Genomic DNA, 17,233 nt, shown 5'->3' on the forward strand with positions numbered 1-17,233 from the left:
CATTTTCCCAAAGCCTGGTCATGTATAGCCTAGAGTTGTCTTGTCATCCGTTAAGGTAAAACTGGAGGCTATAATCTGGAAAATACAAAAGTCAATGACCGTCGTTTCCTCACTTTGGTTTTCTTGATTTCCATTGCTTATACTTTAGCTACTTTCCTAGGAGAATATTTGCAAAGTCTCAAAGTTACTGAGTATATTTGTCGTCCGACTGAACCAGGGCGTTCTGTCGAACGACACAGTTATTTTTCCATTGGATTACTGGCTCCGGTTTGGGTTCAATCTTGGGAAATGTGGTCTGATTTAGTCACTCGTTTGATCAAACTTAAACCTCATAAACGGCTCCATTTTCAAAGAGGTATTTTGGCTCTATCCGTTATCCAGTCTACTTTGTAGCACTGTTGTCACCCCTTGAGGCATTGATCACACAACACTTGACCACTGAGGCACTCAAAAATATTTTCCCAGTTACCTAATTTTAAAAACGCTGCTCGAACTTCAACCATTCATAATCATCCAAGGTTTGCACCTCATCACTTAGGTCAACCCAGGGTTGTAATTGTCCTGCTTGAAAGGTACGACTCATCACCACATAAATCGATGTCTGGTCTCCACCAATTCCGACACTTTGTACCGATTTCCAAGACTTAGCTTGTAATTCATCAATGACTAACCATCGCTCACCTTGCCAATAAAAATATCTGCGAAAGCAGAAGGGAGCGTCTTTTTTACCAGTAATTAATAATTTCTGTAATAATTTCCGAATTAAATTGGGAAAGAAGCGTCCTACCGTTAACATCACTCCCCGCAGAATTAGTAAATTCATTGGAGTCATTTGCTTTTGTTTGGCCCATCCCAAGTTTCCCTCAATCAGAATTTCATCCTCACTGACTTTAACTTGATAGTCATCAATCAGATGACCGACAGCATTTTTGAATTTACCTCTTTCTTTTACGAGTAGGGAAAAATGGGTATCTGAAGCAATTAATTGATTGTCTCGAAATATCTTAAAAACGCCTCCTTTATTCAAAGCTAAATAAAGCTCTGTACCGCGACGGCGGTCAATTAGGATGTTGGCGTCTTTCAACCATACGCGACCACTGGGACGGGGAGTTGCTTTGGGTCGGTTGCTGACAAAATCCCGCCAAGATAGGAGATAATTCCAGGTATGGTGACCAATAATGTGATCATCGCCGTAACAGGGAGCAAGACCATTAGCTAATCCCACCAAGAAGCGGTCATTAATCTCTAGGGCTTCTGGAAACCAGCGTCCTACTAATTCAAAGCCATGGGGAAAAAAGTTGTAAGTGTTACGGCTAGTGTATTCTCCCCCATAAGAACCATCGGGATGGATGAATTGTGCAGCTAATTCGACAGCTTTGATCAGAGCTTCTTTTAGGCGTGGGTCTAGTCTCAATAGATAAATCCTGGCTAGACAGGAAATGGTTAAAGTGTGGTAGCCTGGATCGCACCCTTCGTATTCTATAAACCAGCCTTCGGGACTTTGCCAGGATAATACTTGCTCTAGCCTTTGCGATCGCGCTCTATCCCATTGATTGGTATGCAACAGTTCCGATAGCAGGTCTAAACATAAGACAATCAAGGCTTGGTGGTTGCTCAGCTGTCCACTTTCCATGTGATGGGCTAGCCAATCTGCCCGTTTTTCAAAGAATTGTAAGGCAATGGGGTTATGGAGTCCCATGGCTTTGTAACTTTCGATGCTAGCCAATAAAGAAAAGGCGGCGGCTCCAGCAGCACGCTCATAGGGGAAATAATCATCACAGGAGCCATCGGGATGGGAACTGGATGCAGCAAAAAGTATTCCTGCTTCGACCCAATCGAGAATTACTGGTTGCTGGTAGAACGGGTTATCTGGGAAATCGGTATGATAGGCTAGTGCTAGAGGCCAGACAAATTCCTGTGCCATCCCACTAGGAAAATCAATGATTTTATAGTGCCAGAAATTACGATCGAAGCAGCCGTAGGTGGGACTGTGGGGATTGCGGTCTAGGAGGGTAAGGATTTTAGGGATTTGGTTTAGGGCGTGACGGGCGAATAGGTCTCTGGTCATTATTTACAGCTGAGTGAGTTAGTCCGACAGTCCGAGAGTGATTAATTCTTTTCAGCCAAAAGTAGTCTTAAGAGTTTCCAACTATAGCAAGTAGTCTTAAGAGCGTCCCACTATCACAATAGAACTATTCTTGATTCAAGAAACTATTGGCAAATTCTTCTCCTTCTCTCCCCTCCTTTCGGTTTTCCCGCTGTGCTTGATTTCCAGTTGATGGCAAATGGGGAGTGTGATTGGAGTCAACATCCAATCGGCGTAGTCGCAGTTGGATATCTTCTAGAAGTTGACGATTGACTGCCATTAGGTCTGCCACCAAGCCAAATATCCACAGTTGAAAGCCCATTAGAATCAGAATAGCAGCTAAAACTAGGCTGGGTACGTGAGCTTTGGGAGTACCAGCGAAGTATAGAATTAACCAACGAATCCCCAGTAAGGTTCCTAGGGTAAATGGAATTGTCCCCAAGGTGATAAAGAATCTCAGGGGGTTGTAGGTCATGGAGATTCGCAGGATAGTGATTAGCGATCGCTTAACATAGGCACTGATACTCTTTACTAGACGGGAGGGGCGTAAATAGCGATTGGTGCGGATTGGGACAGAGGTGATAGCGATGCCTTTTTGTCCAGCTTGAATGATAGTTTCTAGGGTGTAGGTGTATTCATTAAAGACATTTAGCTTTAAGGCGGCTTCTCGGCTAAAGGCTCGGAATCCACTGGGAGCATCAATGATATTAGTATTGCTAGCAATCCTGACTACCCAACTCCCGAATTTTTGTAGACGCTTTTTAATGGGGGAGAAGTGCTTAATCTTCTGAATCGGTCGCGCCCCGATCACTATTTCGGCTCGACCTGATATAATAGGTTGTATGAGTTTGGGAATGTCATCAGCGCAGTACTGATTATCCGCATCGGTATTGACAATAATGTCCGCATCGGCTTTCAAGCAAGCTTCTATTCCTGCCATGAAAGCTTTGGCTAGTCCCTGATTGTGTTTAAAATTGACAATGTGGTCTACGCCATAGGAGCGGGCTACGTCTACGGTGCGGTCTGTACTGCCATCATTGATAATTAGCCACTCAACGGTATCTACACCCCTCAGTTGACGGGGAAGCACCGAAAGGGTAATCCCTAGGCTATTTTCTTCGTTGTAGCAGGGGATTTGAATAATTAGTTTCGTCATCGATGGTGACGCTTAACGCTCAAAAATGGGAAAAACTCTGGTGCCTTTGATTATCGCAGACGCAGGGAAAATAGTTTTGGTTTCTTGATTATCGTAGGTTATTGGGGGATTATAGCAGTTTTTAGGGAGTCAAGGGATTCGGGAGTCGGGAGTCGAGAGTCCGGGCAGCAACAGTAGTTGTGTTTCTAACAGATTTGTGTTGAGAAACGAAATTATAGTCATTTACTATAGCGCTATATTTTTATTGAAAATTATGCTATTGGCCTACGGCCACGCTAAGCGAACGCAAAACTGGTGATAGTTTTATCAATACCGAATTTTGCGCTATCGATTGGTTTAATGGCAATTACGCGATTGGCCTACGGTCACGCTAAGCGAACGCAAAACTGGTGATAGTTTTATCAATACCGAATTTTGCGCCCTTCGACAGTCTTCATCAAAATTAAGCGATTGGCCTACGGCCACGCTACGCGATGAAGCGAAGCTTCCGCTAAAAGCGAACGCATTACTAATGATTAGCTTACCAGTTATTGGAATTTACTCTAGCGCTATATTTTATCAAATCAAAATTAAGCGATTGGCCTACGGCCACGCTACGCGATGAAGCGAAGCTTCCGCTAAAAGCGAACGCATTACTAATGATTAGCTTACCAGTTATTGGAATTTACTCTAGCGCTATATTTTATCAAATCAAAATTAAGCGATTGGCCTACGGCCACGCTACGCGATGAAGCGAAGCTTCCGCTAAAAGCGATCGCAACACAATCATGCTAGGTAGACTTTGGTTGAGAGCCAGACACCACAGGGGCGCTAGAATTCAAATCCAACTCTGGATGGTCTCCTGCGACTTGCTGTAAATTCCACTGATTCTTAAACAATAGCACTGGACGTCCCCAATTATCTTTGACTGTCACGGTATTAAACAAACGCCCAGCTTTTTCCAAGGCTTCCCAGCCACCGGCTACCCAACGAGCCACACTATAGGGCAACATATCCAACCTAGTCTCTACGCCATACTCATTTCTGAGGCGAAACTGGACTACTTCAAATTGCAACTGTCCCACTGCTGCCAGAATTGGGTCCCGCTTCGACTCATCAACGGAGTACATAATTTGCACAGCCCCTTCTTCCCGCAACTCCTTGACTCCTTTCTGGAACTGCTTAAACTTAGAGGGGTTAGGATTCTTCAAATAAGCAAATAACTCTGGGGAAAAACAAGGAATACCTTCATACTCCAACTTCTTACCGTTGTAAATCGTATCTCCAATGGCAAACACCCCCGGATTATTCAAACCAATCACATCCCCGGCATAGGCAACATCAATGGATTCTCGGTCTTGAGCAAACAGCTTTTGGGGTCTTGACAAACGGACGGTTTTACCAGTACGAGCATGGCTGACAGTCATATCTTTTTCAAACTTACCCGTACACACCCGCACAAAGGCCACCCTATCCCGGTGCTTGGGGTCCATATTCGCTTGCAGCTTGAACACAAAGCCACTAAAGTCTGGATAAGTTGGAGGAATATCGCCTACTGTGGATTTACGAGATTCTGGTTTCAGGGCATAGTCCAAAAAAGCATCTAGAAACAGCTGCACCCCAAAATTAGTCATGGCACTGCCAAAGAACACAGGGGTCATTTGACCGGAATGAATCAGTTCTAAATCCAGGTCTGGACCAACACCATCGAGAATTTCTAACTCTTCCTTTAGTTGATAATATAAGTCTTGTTCTAGGAGCTGCTCAATCTGGGGGTCTCCCAAATCAACTACCGTATTCTTCGCCTCCCGGGATCCGTGAGCGGTGCGTTCAAACAAGTGAATTTGTTGTCTTCGGCGGTCAAACACTCCTTTAAAGCGATCGCCCATGCCAATCGGCCAGTTGACCCCATAGGTTTGTAACCCCAGCTCCTGTTCAATCTCATCAAGAAGTTCTAGGGGTTCTCGTGCGGGACGGTCAAGCTTATTGACAAAGGTAAATATAGGAAGCGATCGCATTTTGCACACTTCAAACAATTTGCGGGTTTGGGGCTCTAGACCCTTTGCCGCATCAATCAGCATTACCGCATTATCAGCTGCTGCCAGAGTGCGATAGGTATCCTCACTGAAATCTTGGTGTCCGGGTGTGTCGAGTAAATTAATCTGACAGTCGAGATAGGCAAACTGCAACACGGTCGAGGTAATCGAAATTCCCCGTTGTTGCTCCATTTCCATCCAGTCTGAGGTTGCCTTGCGCTGAGCTCGCCGTGCCTTCACTGCTCCGGCTTCGTGAATTGCTCCACCATAGAGTAATAATTTTTCTGTCAATGTGGTTTTACCCGCGTCCGGGTGGGAAATAATCGCAAAGTTACGGCGGTGTTCAACAGCGTTGAGCAATTCTGCTTCAAGTTCAGTGGACATCCAAAAAGACTAGATAGGGGACTTTCGCTTAATTCTTACATAACTCTCTATATATTATAGCGTTTCTGATAGTAAGGATCTACACAGCTTTGTTTCCCTATTCCCTACTTCCTACCTGAGAGGGATATATTTTTTACTTCATGGTCAAACCTGGGACTTCACGTCAGGATATAAACCGGAAAACAATGAATAAATGATAATTGTTAACGACCAATAGGTATATTTCTCTATGCGCCCCACGACCCACCCGGTCACCACACACTCACGTCTTTCTTAAAGACCTAACCAGCAAGCCAATTTCCCTATTCCTGTTTTTCCATTTCCTTTTCCCTACTTCTGCCATAAGTCTAGTAATTACTAACTCATCAATGTCGTGATTTCATCCCTAATTTGGGACGGACTTTACGACCTATCGTATAGCGTTATAAACGCTAAAATACTGGTAAGTAAAAATTAAATCTATTATCTAAATTAAGGAGCTAAGCTATGGTGTATGACCAAAAAAATAACATCAACTATGACCCCGACAAGCGCAAGCTGTTATCAGCATTATGTCACGGAGCAATTTTCATTAGTGTCTCATTTATATCCGTGTTAATTCCCCTGGCTATCTTGTTAATATCCGATGACCAAGTAGTCAAAGATAATGCCAAAGAGTCCCTTAATTTTCACTTCAATGTCTGGCTATATGAGGTAATTTTTGGGGCTTTGACTATTATCCTGATTGGTTGGCTTTTCCTGCCTCTGTTATTTATTTTAAGTTTGGTACTGCCGATTATGGCAATTCTCAAGATTCTTGGGGATCCCAATGTATCCTACCGCTACCCATTTATTTTCCGTGTGATTTAAATTAGCGCTAGGGTTTTAGTGAACCTGAGTGAACAGGGGGGAGCATGCCATGGTTGCAGAAAGAGTATTACAGTAGGCCAGAAAAATGCCATCAGACCAAAGAATTTCGTTCGTCCCGGACTTCCCCCTCTTTGCACCCCTGAGAAAAACCTAGGTACCAGATGTAAAATGTAACGAAATGCAAAGTATAATGAGAAGAACACCCCTAAGCGAAAAATTTACAGTATTACCATCACATGCGAGTTGCGATCGCTGGAGCCGGACTAGCAGGGCTTTCCTGTGCTAAATATCTAATCGACGCTGGTCACACCCCGATTGTCCTAGAACGACGAAATGTTTTAGGCGGTAAAGTGGCAGCCTGGAAAGATCAAGATGGAGACTGGTATGAAACTGGTCTCCATATATTTTTTGGTGCCTATCCCAATATGCTGCAGCTAATTAAAGAACTGGGTATTGAAGACCGGCTGCAGTGGAAAGAGCACACCATGATCTTTAATCAGCCAAATCAACCCGGAACTTATTCCCGGTTTGACTTCCCGGATATACCAGCTCCCGTCAATGGGATTGTGGCAATTCTGCGCAATAACGACATGCTGACCTGGCCCGAGAAGATTCGCTTTGGGATAGGGTTGATTCCGGCCATGCTTCAAGGGCAAAAGTATGTCGAACAAATGGACAAATACTCCTTCTCGGAATGGTTGAAAAAACAGAACGTACCACCGCGAGTAGAGAAGGAAGTCTTTATCGCCATGTCTAAGGCACTAAACTTTATTGGGCCTGATGAAATTTCGTCCACTGTAATCCTAACTGCTCTTAACCGCTTCCTACAGGAAAAGAACGGTTCCAAGATGGCATTCTTGGATGGTTCTCCCACCGAGCGACTCTGCCAGCCCATAGTTGATTATATCACACAGGGAGGGGGAGAAGTACGCTTGAATGCCCCAGTTAAGGAATTTTTACTCAATTCAGACAACACTGTTAGTGGATTCTTGATCCGGGGATTGAATGGAGCGCCCGATCAAGTTCTGACAGCGGATGCTTATGTATCAGCTATGCCGGTAGACCCTTTAAAGCTGATGATACCCACACCTTGGGGTGAAATGGAATTCTTTAAACAGCTGGATGGGCTAGAGGGGGTACCGGTCATTAACCTGCAGATGTGGTTTGACCGCAAACTGACGGATATTGACCATCTGTTATTTTCCCGATCACCTCTGCTTAGTGTCTATGCTGACATGAGCAATACCTGCAAAGAGTACGCCAATCCTGATCGCTCAATGTTGGAATTGGTCTTAGCACCTGCTAAAGATTGGATTGGCAAATCCGATCTCGAAATTGTGAATGCCACCCTAGCAGAACTGGAGAAACTGTTCCCCAAGCATTTTGGTAGTGATAACTCAGCTCAACTGCTAAAATACCACGTGGTTAAGACTCCCCGTTCGGTATATAAAGCAACCCCAGGACGCCAGAATCACCGTCCGTCCCAAGACACACCCATTACCAATTTCTTCCTAAGCGGGGATTACACTATGCAACGATACCTAGCAAGTATGGAAGGAGCCGTACTTTCTGGTAAGCTGACATCGCAGGCAATAAATAACAACAGCACTAGGCTTTCAAAAACCAGCGCTCAACCACTAGCCGGCAATCAGAAAGCAGAGATTGACACCCCGTTAGTCTCTTCACCCATGCCAAGGGCCAGTACTGAGGGCTGAAGGATGAAAGTTGAAAGCTTCCAATCTCCAACGTTGCTAAGAATGCTCCAACTGCCCAAATCTCAGCCCATGAGAAACCTGGCCTCCCGGTCAAAATCCTACGAATTATGCCGCCAGATTACGGCGAAGTACTCTAAGACGTTTTATCTTGGCACCCTACTAATGCCAGAAGCAAAACGTCGAGCCATCTGGGCAATATACGTCTGGTGCAGACGAACTGATGAACTAGTCGATGGTCCCCAGGCGGCTTTAACCACTCCTGAAACCCTAGATCAGTGGGAAGAACATCTGGAATCTATATTTGCCGGACATCCCATCGATGACTATGATGTGGCTTTGGTCGATACCCTAGAACGGTTTCCCATAGATATTCAACCCTTTAAGGATATGATTGCCGGTCAGCAGATGGATCTCTACCGTAGTCGCTATGAAACCTTTGATGAACTGAATCTTTACTGTTATCGGGTGGCGGGTACGGTGGGGTTAATGTCTAGTTCTGTACTGGGGGTTGACAACTCCACTAGTAAAGCACCCTGGGATCAGCAAATAGATTCCTATAATCCAGTGGGAGAAGCGATCGCATTAGGAATTGCCAATCAGCTAACTAACATCCTCCGAGATATTGGAGAGGATGCTAGACGAGGTCGTATTTACATACCCTTAGAAGATATGGAACGGTTTAATTACACTGAGGACGATTTGTTCAAAGGTGTGGTTGATGACCGTTGGCAGGAACTGATGCGTTTCCAAATTCAACGGGCAAGGGATTACTATACCAAAGCAGAAAGAGGTATTAGAGCCCTAAGCCGTGATGCCCGTTGGCCGGTTTGGTCTGCGTTGATGCTCTATCAGAAAATTCTCAATGTGATTGAACACAACCATTACGATGTATTTAGCCAAAGAGCCTATGTACCCAAACTCCGTAAGATGTTATCCTTACCGATAGCCTGGCTCAGAGCACAAGTTTTATAGCCAAACCATGGCAAATCCTTAATGGCCAATCTGTCAAGAAATCCCCATCCTAGATATCGATGGGTTTTTTTTTACCGTTGATCAAGGGCAGCAAAAGAGTGGGATACAACAGGAAAATACTATCAATTCTATTTAATGGTGCTACAAATGCTTGGGATTGGAAAAGGAGAAGGGGGAAGGGGGAACATCAAAGGGCAAGGGGTAAAGGAAGATATTTATTACCCTTTAAGATTTACTGAAACTCTTCCTATTGGCAGCAAACATTTATAGAGGTTTATAATTAGCGCGGGTTACAAAGCGCTATAAGTCTCTTCACAAGGGATGTACTTCAGCCGTTGAAGTGCTATATACAATTTCTGAACTATGGTCGATTACACGAGCTTAAAACTGAAGGCTGAGGATGGATAAAGGTATCGATACGTCGTATAATCAGCAAGTCCAACCACTTTTGTCATATAGTAAGGAGATGTTCATGTTTGAACTGGATGTTGTTTATTTGGAATCCGAATACGCCCACAAGAGTCCTCAGGAAATCCTGAAACTGGCTCTTGACAAATTTGACAACATCGCGATCTCTTTCAGTGGTGCGGAGGATGTAGTTCTTGTGGATATGGCATCCAAGATTAAGCCAGATGTGAACGTGTTCTCCCTCGACACGGGTCGCTTGCACTCCGAGACTTACCAACTACTTGAGAAGGTAAGACAGCACTATGGAATTCCACTGGAGGTGATTTTCCCGGAAACGGATGCAGTGGAAGCACTGGTTAAACAAAAGGGGTTGTTCAGTTTCTACCAGGATGGTCACAAAGAGTGCTGTGGTATTCGCAAAGTGGCTCCCTTGCGTCGCCAACTGGCTAAGCTAGATGCTTGGATTACGGGTCAGCGAAAGGATCAGAGTCCTAGTACTCGCGCTAATATCCCTGTTGTCCAGGTAGACAAGGCGTTCTCGACCCAAGAACGAACCCTGATTAAATTTAACCCCCTAGCTAACTGGAGTTCTGAACAGGTGTGGAAATACATCCGCACTAATGATGTGCCTTACAATCAATTGCACGCTAAAGGTTTCGTTAGCATTGGCTGCGAACCCTGTACTCGCCCAATTCTGCCCAATCAGCATGAACGGGAAGGTCGCTGGTGGTGGGAAGGGCAGAAAGAAAAAGAGTGTGGCTTACACAACACTACAGAACAGGTAATGACGAAGAAGGAACACCAAACAGTAAGGGTTTGAGCAACCCTCACGGAAATTAACAGACTAGGTAAAAAATTTCAGTTCAGGTACTTAAGCATTGCGGCACAATCAATAAGTTGCGGTTGAAATCCTAATTTTTAGGTAGAAGTGGGGAGTGGGTTGTGATAATTTCTTTATTACGCTTTTGAAAAACAACTCAGTATTGAATACTACAGAATGAAAATCACGTTAGTAAAAAAAATCAACAAGGACGGTAATTTCTGTCGCAAGTGCGTCAATGTGGTAGAAAAACTTGAAAAAAAAGGATTGATGGATCGAATAGACCAGATTGTGGTTGCTGATGAGCGTCAGCAATCTAGCGAGGGACTAGATCTAGCTATAAAGCACGGGGTAGAAGCAGCCCCTTTCTTCATTGTTGATCATGATGACGGTTCGACCCAAGTCTATAGCACTTATGTTCGTTTCTTCAAGGAAATCTTGAATCACAAGACTTCTGAAAGGGAAGAGGTATCGGAGATCATGGATCGATACCCTGAACTAGATTTCATCTAAAAAACTGATTGCTGTAATCGTAACACTGGGGTGATCAGGTCATGTTAGCGTAGCTCGACGAAGTCCGGTGATGGAAATATATCGGTTCTCGATTGGTTCTCGGTTAATTACCAAAGCGGGATACTATAGTCGCAGCTCGCTGACAATTCAACCAACAAAGACCATTTAAGCAAACAACTAGGAGTTGATGATGAAAAAAGTTGTAGTTTTAGGCGGTGACGGATTTTGTGGTTGGCCCACAGCTCTCCATCTATCTGATAGTGGTCATGACATTGTAATTGTTGATAACTTGTCACGACGCAACATTGATAATGAGTTGGAAGTGAGTTCCTTAACACCTTACCAGCCCATGTCTACTCGTCTCAAGACATGGCTTGAGGTTTCTGGCAAACAAATCCAGTTCTATAACTTCAATGTAGCGAAAGACTATGATCGCTTACTGAATCTATTCCTAACCTATCAACCGGATGTGGTGATTCATTTTGCGGAACAGCGGGCTGCACCTTATTCGATGAAGTCATCTAGCCATAAGCGCTACACGGTAGATAATAACTTGAATGCGACTAATAATCTGCTAGCTGCGATTGTGGAATCGGGTTTGGATATACACGTGGTTCATTTAGGAACCATGGGAGTCTATGGTTATGGTACTGCTGGGATGAAGATTCCGGAAGGGTATTTAGATATCCAGGTGACTACGGATGAGGGGAAAATGGTACAGCAGCAAATCTTGTACCCAGCCAATCCGGGCAGTATCTATCACATGACCAAAACTCAAGACCAGCTGTTTTTCTATTACTACAACAAGAATGATGGGGTGCGGATCACTGACCTGCATCAGGGGATTGTTTGGGGAACTCAGACCAAGCAGACAAAGCTGGATGAACGGCTAATTAATCGGTTTGATTACGATGGAGACTATGGTACGGTCCTAAATCGGTTCCTGATGCAGTCAGCGATTGGTCATCCATTGACAGTACATGGAACAGGGGGTCAAACCAGGGCATTTATCCATATTCAAGATACAGTGCGGTGTATAGAGTTAGCGATCGCAAATCCTCCGGCTTCTGGGGACAGGGTGAAAATCTTGAATCAGATGACCGAAACCCATCGGGTGCGGGATTTGGCACAGATTGTGTCTGATATCACTGGGGCGGAAATTGCCTATCTAGAGAATCCGAGAAACGAATCAGCGGAAAATGAACTGGCTGTGGAGAATAAATGTTTCTTGGAAATGGGTCTGAAACCAACCACCTTGGTTAAGGGTCTGATGCAAGAGGTAATCGAGATTGCAGCTAAATATGTCGATCGTTGCGATCGCTCGAAGATTATCTGTACATCACTGTGGCGGCAGAAGGGCAATGGGGTGAGTATGGCTGACGAAACTTCTGCTCAAACCACATCCGACAAAACGGCGGTGGGTGTAGGTGCCAGTTAAGAATTAGGTAGCGCGTAAGTGGGAGCACATCTTACCTTGAGCGGTCAGCTTTTTATGGTCAGTCTGGTTCTGTTGGCCTTGCAACTAATAGCTGATCACAAGGACAGCATGGGCGTAGCACCATTACTGACTGCTCAAAGTATCTGAAACTCTGGCAATCTTAATAAGTTCATCAGTAGTGAAACTTCTTGCTACCCTAAAACTAGTTGATCCGATTGTCTGTTATGTATCAAACTGACCCCCCTCGTCCGGCCAAGGAAACCCTACCGACGATGTATGATCTCCCTAGTGAAGATCCAGAGGAACCAGGTTTGCCAGACGAGTTTCATGATTTTCAACCTCAGCTATTACGGGAGACCTTCTGTCCACCGAGTTACCCAAGGGATCAGATCTTTGTGGGGACTGACTTGAATCTGTACTATGATGTTCGTCATCCTCAATGGTACAAACGACCGGACTGGTTTGGGGTAGTTGGGGTGTCTCGGTTTTATGAACAGCGAGACTTACGATTGAGTTATGTGATGTGGCAGGAAGGGGTCAGTCCATTTATCGTAGTGGAGTTGCTCTCTCCAACGACGGAATCAGAAGATTTAGGGCAAACCCTACGGGATATCGATCAACCGCCGACTAAGTGGGAGGTTTATGAACGTATCCTTCGTATTCCTTATTATGTGGTGTTTAGCCGATATACCAATGAGTTAAGAATTTTTGAGTTGAAAGGGTTAAACTATCAACAGGTAAGCTTGGACACCGACAGATTCTGGCTGCCAGAATTAGGGCTGGGCCTAGGAGTATGGTCTGGGTCATACCAAGAGGTGAATGGAGGATGGTTACGCTGGTATGATGAATTAGGGAACTGGATTCCCACAGGCTCTGAACAGGCTCAACAGACTCAGCACCAGTTGCAGCAGACTCAGCACCAGTTGCAGCAGACTCAGCAGCAATTGCAGGAGGCTGAACAAGAAGCTCAACTCGAACGCCAGGAAAAGGAATTGGCTCAACAGCAGGCAGCGAGATTAGCAGAACGTCTGCGACAGCTGGGGATTGACCCAGGAGAGGTGTAAAAGGTGCCGTTGGCAGCAGAATAGAAAAGGCGATGCTCGGTACGATCCGCTACGCGAACGCATATAGCAATACCCGTCTCATACCAAATCCTGTTCCCAAACCCCCCTTATCTGCATAGCCATAGATTCGTGGCATACAAAGATTTGGTCGATTTTTATAAAAGGGTTTTGACAAAGGGATTTGATATAAGTCCACTTATACGCTTAGTTCAGTTCTGGAGTATTTAGTTTGATTATTCTAATTATACGTCCAGCGTTGTTTTTTGTCCATTTGCTCTCGCAACGCCCTATAGCGACGTAAGGAGTTTAGCGGTGGGAGGATGTCAATCATGGTTTACCACTGCCTCACCAATATTGTTTGTTAGAAAGCTAGCTTTTTTTTATAGAATGATTATAATTGTCATAAAGTATCTATTCGAGATTGTCTGCTGGTGAAGAAAACTAACGATCGTTTTGAAGTTGTAATTGTGGGGGCTGGGGCTGCTGGAATTGGCTGTGCAGTAGTCTTAAAATATTTAGGAATTGAAAACTTTGTCATTTTAGAACGACATCAAGTAGGGGCTTCTTTTAGGCGTTGGGCTGAAGAAATGCGATTCATTACGCCGTCGTTTCCCAGTCATGGTTTTGGATTGCTGGATCTCAACGCAGTAGTTTTAAATACTTCTCCTGCCCTCAGTTTCAGAAAGGAACATCTTTCGGGGAAAGAATATGCCCTATATTTGGAGACTGTAGCAGAGCATTTTCAACTACCTATAAAAACCGAGACAAATGTGAAAACTATTGCAGCTTTACCTCAAGGCAAAGGCTTTGTCTTGGAAACTTCTAAAGGCGAGTTGCGTTCACGCAGTGCCTCAGCTTCGCTGAGATCGCAGTTTGTGATTTGGGCAGCAGGAGAGTTTCAATATCCCAATCTTAATCCGTTTCCAGGAGCAGAATTCTGCATTCATAATTCCCAAATACGTTCTTGGACAGAGCTTAAGGGGAAAGAATTTGTAGTTGTGGGAGGCTATGAAAGCGGTGTAGATGCAGCGTCAAATTTGGCAGCATTAGGGAAAAAAGTAAAGTTAATCGATCGCCAGAGTAGCTGGTTAAACTTAGACTCAGATCCTAGTGTTTCTCTGTCTCCTTATAGTCTAAAACGTTTAGAAAGAGCTTATTCTATGGGTTTGGTCGAACTAATTGGAGAACAGAACATTGAAGCAGTCAAAGCAGTAAAAAAAGGATATGTGGTGGAGAGCGAGTACGAACAGTGGTTTAGTTCCACACCGCCAATTCTCTGTACGGGATTTAACAGCAGTTTAAAACAAATCGCACCTCTATTTGACTGGTCAAATGGCTATGCAGCCCTGACTGAAGAAGATGAGTCTACCCTAACTCCAGGATTATTTGTCGTCGGTCCTTCGGTGCGTCACGGAGAGTTGATTTTTTGCTTTATTTACAAATTTCGGCAGCGATTTGCTGTAGTCGGTAATGCGATCGCTCAACGTCTGGGAATCGATACAACGACCTTGGAAGCGTATCGCCGAGAAGGTTTGTTTCTAGATGACCTTTCTTGCTGTAATAACGATTGTGTTTGTTGAAAAGTAAAGTGAATATTTTTACGCCGTCAAAATTAGAGCGCGATTGTATCGTGGTTATTGGTAAAGAGAGTACCGGCAAGTCCCAACTAATTGCGGCTCTTACAGGACAGACTCCCTATAGTGCCAATTTTCGGGGTTCTACAGTGACTTGTGACACTTATCAATCTGAAGCCTATACCTTTATCGATACTCCTGGAATTCTCTATCGTTCCGACAGCGTAACTACTAAGAAAGCTTTAAGAGAGCTACAAGAAAATGACACCGTTCTATTGATAGTCAAGGCAACCGAAGTAGATCGAGATTTAGCAGATCTACTACCTTTAGTAGCAGATAAAAGGGGCATTGTGGTGATTACTTTCTGGGATAAGGTATTCTCGACGGTTCATAACGGACATCTCACGGGTCTGGGGCAACCCCAGACCCCGTGTCCTCCTCAACAAGTGATTAGGGAATGGACGGAAACTTCTAACCTGAGCATTGTCACTGTAGATGCTCGCCACCTGACAATAGAACAAAAAGACTATATTTTGGCTTCTCTGCAAGACCCTCATCCTTTTCCCGCCCAATGGATTCCGACAAGGGCTGGCTGGTATATTGAACCTCACCCGACACTGTTAGAACATCCTCGACTGGGCAGTTTATTGGCGATCGCTTTATTACTTATTCCTGCCATTATTGCTGTCTGGGGTGCTAACTCCTTTGCGACTTTAGCAGATCCTATAGTCCAAAGTGCGATCGCTCCTGTTATTAAACCTTTATCCCAACTCCCAATCTGGTTAAGAGAAATACTGATAGGTCAGTATGGACTGATAACTATGAGTCCGTTGCTGTTTATTTGGGCGATGCCCACAGTAATTCTCTATGCCCTATTCTTGGGCGCATATAAAGCTAGTGGGTTAATAGAACGAATTACCATTGCTCTCGATCCTTTACTCCGTCAGTTTGGGTTATCGGGACGGGATTTAGTGCGAGTAATTATGGGTATGGGGTGTAATGTTCCTGCGGTGATTAGCACCCGTGCCTGTTCTAGTTGTTCTAGGGGAACTTGTATTTCCGCGATCGCTTTTGGTTCGGCTTGTTCTTATCAGTTTGGCGCAACTTTAGGGGTGTTTAGTGCTGCTAAGTTACCTTACTTGATAATTCCTTACCTGCTGTATCTAACCGCAACCACATTGATATATACCTACATCATTTCTTCCCCTACAGCTAAATCGAATCAGAATCCCCTAGTAATCGAAAAAAGAGCATTTTTAGAATTTCCTCATTCGTCAGTAATTTGGCGCGAAGCTAAGTCAAATATTAATCAATTTTTGTTCAAGGCAATTCCCATATTTTTAGTTATTACCGTTATTGCTTCTGTGTTGAATTGGTTAGGAACAATTGCAGCTTTAGCCAATATTATTAACCCTTTGATGGGATGGTTTAATTTACCCACTGAAGCCTCATTGCCTATTGTTTTAGCTTCTATTCGCAAAGATGGACTGCTATTATTTGCCGAACCAGAAACCTTGGCTATGTTAACTCCATTGCAGGTTTTGACTGGGGTGTATCTAGCAGGAGTATTGCTACCTTGTTTAGTTACTCTGTTAACTATTACGCGAGAACAGTCTCTTCGATTTGCATTATTGCTGTTAAGTAGACAGGCGATCGCTGCGATATTTTTTTCTCTATTACTTGCTTGGGGAGGATTATTAATCAAGTAATAAGTAATGGGCGATATGTAGTTTCTGTACGAAAACGTACGCTAAGACCACTTGAGCTGTTGTAAGAATCCTTTAAACCCTGATTAATCCCAAATCCGGTTATAATATACTCAATACAAAATCAGAATGTCAAATGCCCAAAAAAGCTTATTTAGCTGACCATATGAGTAATGGTGAACTGAAAAAAAGATACAGAGCAAGTCTTGACCCTGTAGAAGCAAGAAGATGGCATTTATTATGGAAATTTTCTCTAGGGTGGACAATAAAAAATGCAGCAGTCGCTGTAGGTATTAACTATCAGTATGCTTTTCAAATTATTAAAATAATGAATTGGGAGAAGAAGCCGTCCAAATTTTTAATAAAAAAATCGTTCGTTAAAAAGTCCAGAGTAAACAAGAAATTAATGACTGATAAACAGTTCCCAATATTAACAGTTCAAATCAACAAAAATACCACCGGATGGGGGAATATGGACTCTCACAAGGGTAGGTTTTTTACATTTGGGTCCTGCCCCACCCCCAACCCCCGAC

The 17,233-nt window shown here is 44.0% G+C and carries 14 protein-coding genes; 11 read left to right on the forward strand and 3 right to left on the reverse strand.

Annotation, left to right across the window (positions count from 1 at the left end; all coding sequences use genetic code 11):
* Window positions 1-114: 114 nt before the first annotated feature.
* Window positions 115-393, forward strand: a complete 279-nt coding sequence (locus BJP37_RS19045) for a hypothetical protein (RefSeq protein ID WP_075901093.1) — start codon at window positions 115-117, stop codon at window positions 391-393.
* An 82-nt stretch (window positions 394-475) separates the two neighbouring features.
* Here BJP37_RS19045 and BJP37_RS19050 read toward each other — a convergent pair whose 3' ends face one another.
* The 3 genes from BJP37_RS19050 to prfC form a co-directional block, all read right to left on the reverse strand.
* Complete coding sequence (locus BJP37_RS19050) at window positions 476-2,068, reverse strand: hypothetical protein (protein WP_075901095.1); 1,593 nt, start codon at window positions 2,066-2,068, stop codon at window positions 476-478.
* A gap of 124 nt (window positions 2,069-2,192) precedes the next feature.
* Window positions 2,193-3,242, reverse strand: coding sequence for a glycosyltransferase family 2 protein (locus tag BJP37_RS19055; RefSeq protein WP_075901097.1), 1,050 nt, complete (start codon window positions 3,240-3,242; stop codon window positions 2,193-2,195).
* A gap of 770 nt (window positions 3,243-4,012) precedes the next feature.
* Window positions 4,013-5,641 carry a peptide chain release factor 3 gene (prfC, locus tag BJP37_RS19060; RefSeq protein ID WP_070393763.1) on the reverse strand — a complete coding sequence of 543 codons (1,629 nt, stop codon included), beginning with the start codon at window positions 5,639-5,641 and terminating at the stop codon, window positions 4,013-4,015.
* A 486-nt stretch (window positions 5,642-6,127) separates the two neighbouring features.
* On the opposite strand from prfC, the gene BJP37_RS19065 reads away from it, so the two are divergent.
* The 10 genes from BJP37_RS19065 to BJP37_RS41285 form a co-directional block, all read left to right on the forward strand.
* The gene (locus BJP37_RS19065; RefSeq protein ID WP_081431251.1) at window positions 6,128-6,490 is read left to right on the forward strand and encodes a DUF4870 domain-containing protein; all 363 of its coding nucleotides are present in this window, start codon (window positions 6,128-6,130) and stop codon (window positions 6,488-6,490) included.
* Between the two features lie 236 nt (window positions 6,491-6,726).
* On the forward strand, window positions 6,727-8,205 hold the full coding sequence (pds, locus tag BJP37_RS19070) for a 15-cis-phytoene desaturase (RefSeq protein ID WP_075901099.1): 1,479 nt from the start codon (window positions 6,727-6,729) through the stop codon (window positions 8,203-8,205).
* 42 nt (window positions 8,206-8,247) lie between these two features.
* Window positions 8,248-9,177: a 15-cis-phytoene synthase CrtB gene (gene crtB, locus BJP37_RS19075; protein ID WP_075901101.1), complete on the forward strand. Its 930-nt coding sequence runs from the start codon at window positions 8,248-8,250 to the stop codon at window positions 9,175-9,177.
* A gap of 472 nt (window positions 9,178-9,649) precedes the next feature.
* Entirely contained in the window at window positions 9,650-10,405 is a 756-nt protein-coding gene (locus tag BJP37_RS19080; RefSeq protein WP_198954314.1) for a phosphoadenylyl-sulfate reductase, read from the forward strand.
* A gap of 177 nt (window positions 10,406-10,582) precedes the next feature.
* Window positions 10,583-10,918 carry a hypothetical protein gene (locus tag BJP37_RS19085; RefSeq protein ID WP_075901103.1) on the forward strand — a complete coding sequence of 112 codons (336 nt, stop codon included), beginning with the start codon at window positions 10,583-10,585 and terminating at the stop codon, window positions 10,916-10,918.
* 190 nt (window positions 10,919-11,108) lie between these two features.
* Entirely contained in the window at window positions 11,109-12,356 is a 1,248-nt protein-coding gene (locus BJP37_RS19090; RefSeq protein ID WP_075901105.1) for an NAD-dependent epimerase/dehydratase family protein, read from the forward strand.
* A gap of 224 nt (window positions 12,357-12,580) precedes the next feature.
* Window positions 12,581-13,420: a Uma2 family endonuclease gene (locus BJP37_RS19095; RefSeq protein ID WP_075901107.1), complete on the forward strand. Its 840-nt coding sequence runs from the start codon at window positions 12,581-12,583 to the stop codon at window positions 13,418-13,420.
* Between the two features lie 431 nt (window positions 13,421-13,851).
* The gene (locus BJP37_RS19100; protein ID WP_075901109.1) at window positions 13,852-15,000 is read left to right on the forward strand and encodes an NAD(P)/FAD-dependent oxidoreductase; all 1,149 of its coding nucleotides are present in this window, start codon (window positions 13,852-13,854) and stop codon (window positions 14,998-15,000) included.
* An 8-nt stretch (window positions 15,001-15,008) separates the two neighbouring features.
* Window positions 15,009-16,703, forward strand: a complete 1,695-nt coding sequence (locus tag BJP37_RS19105) for a nucleoside recognition domain-containing protein (protein ID WP_075906260.1) — start codon at window positions 15,009-15,011, stop codon at window positions 16,701-16,703.
* Window positions 16,704-16,836: 133 nt separating this feature from the next.
* The coding region (locus tag BJP37_RS41285; RefSeq protein ID WP_198954108.1) for a helix-turn-helix domain-containing protein at window positions 16,837-17,233 on the forward strand (397 nt) is incomplete at its 3' end.

Source organism: Moorena bouillonii PNG (genome assembly GCF_001942495.1).
Lineage (GTDB): Bacteria > Cyanobacteriota > Cyanobacteriia > Cyanobacteriales > Coleofasciculaceae > Moorena > Moorena bouillonii.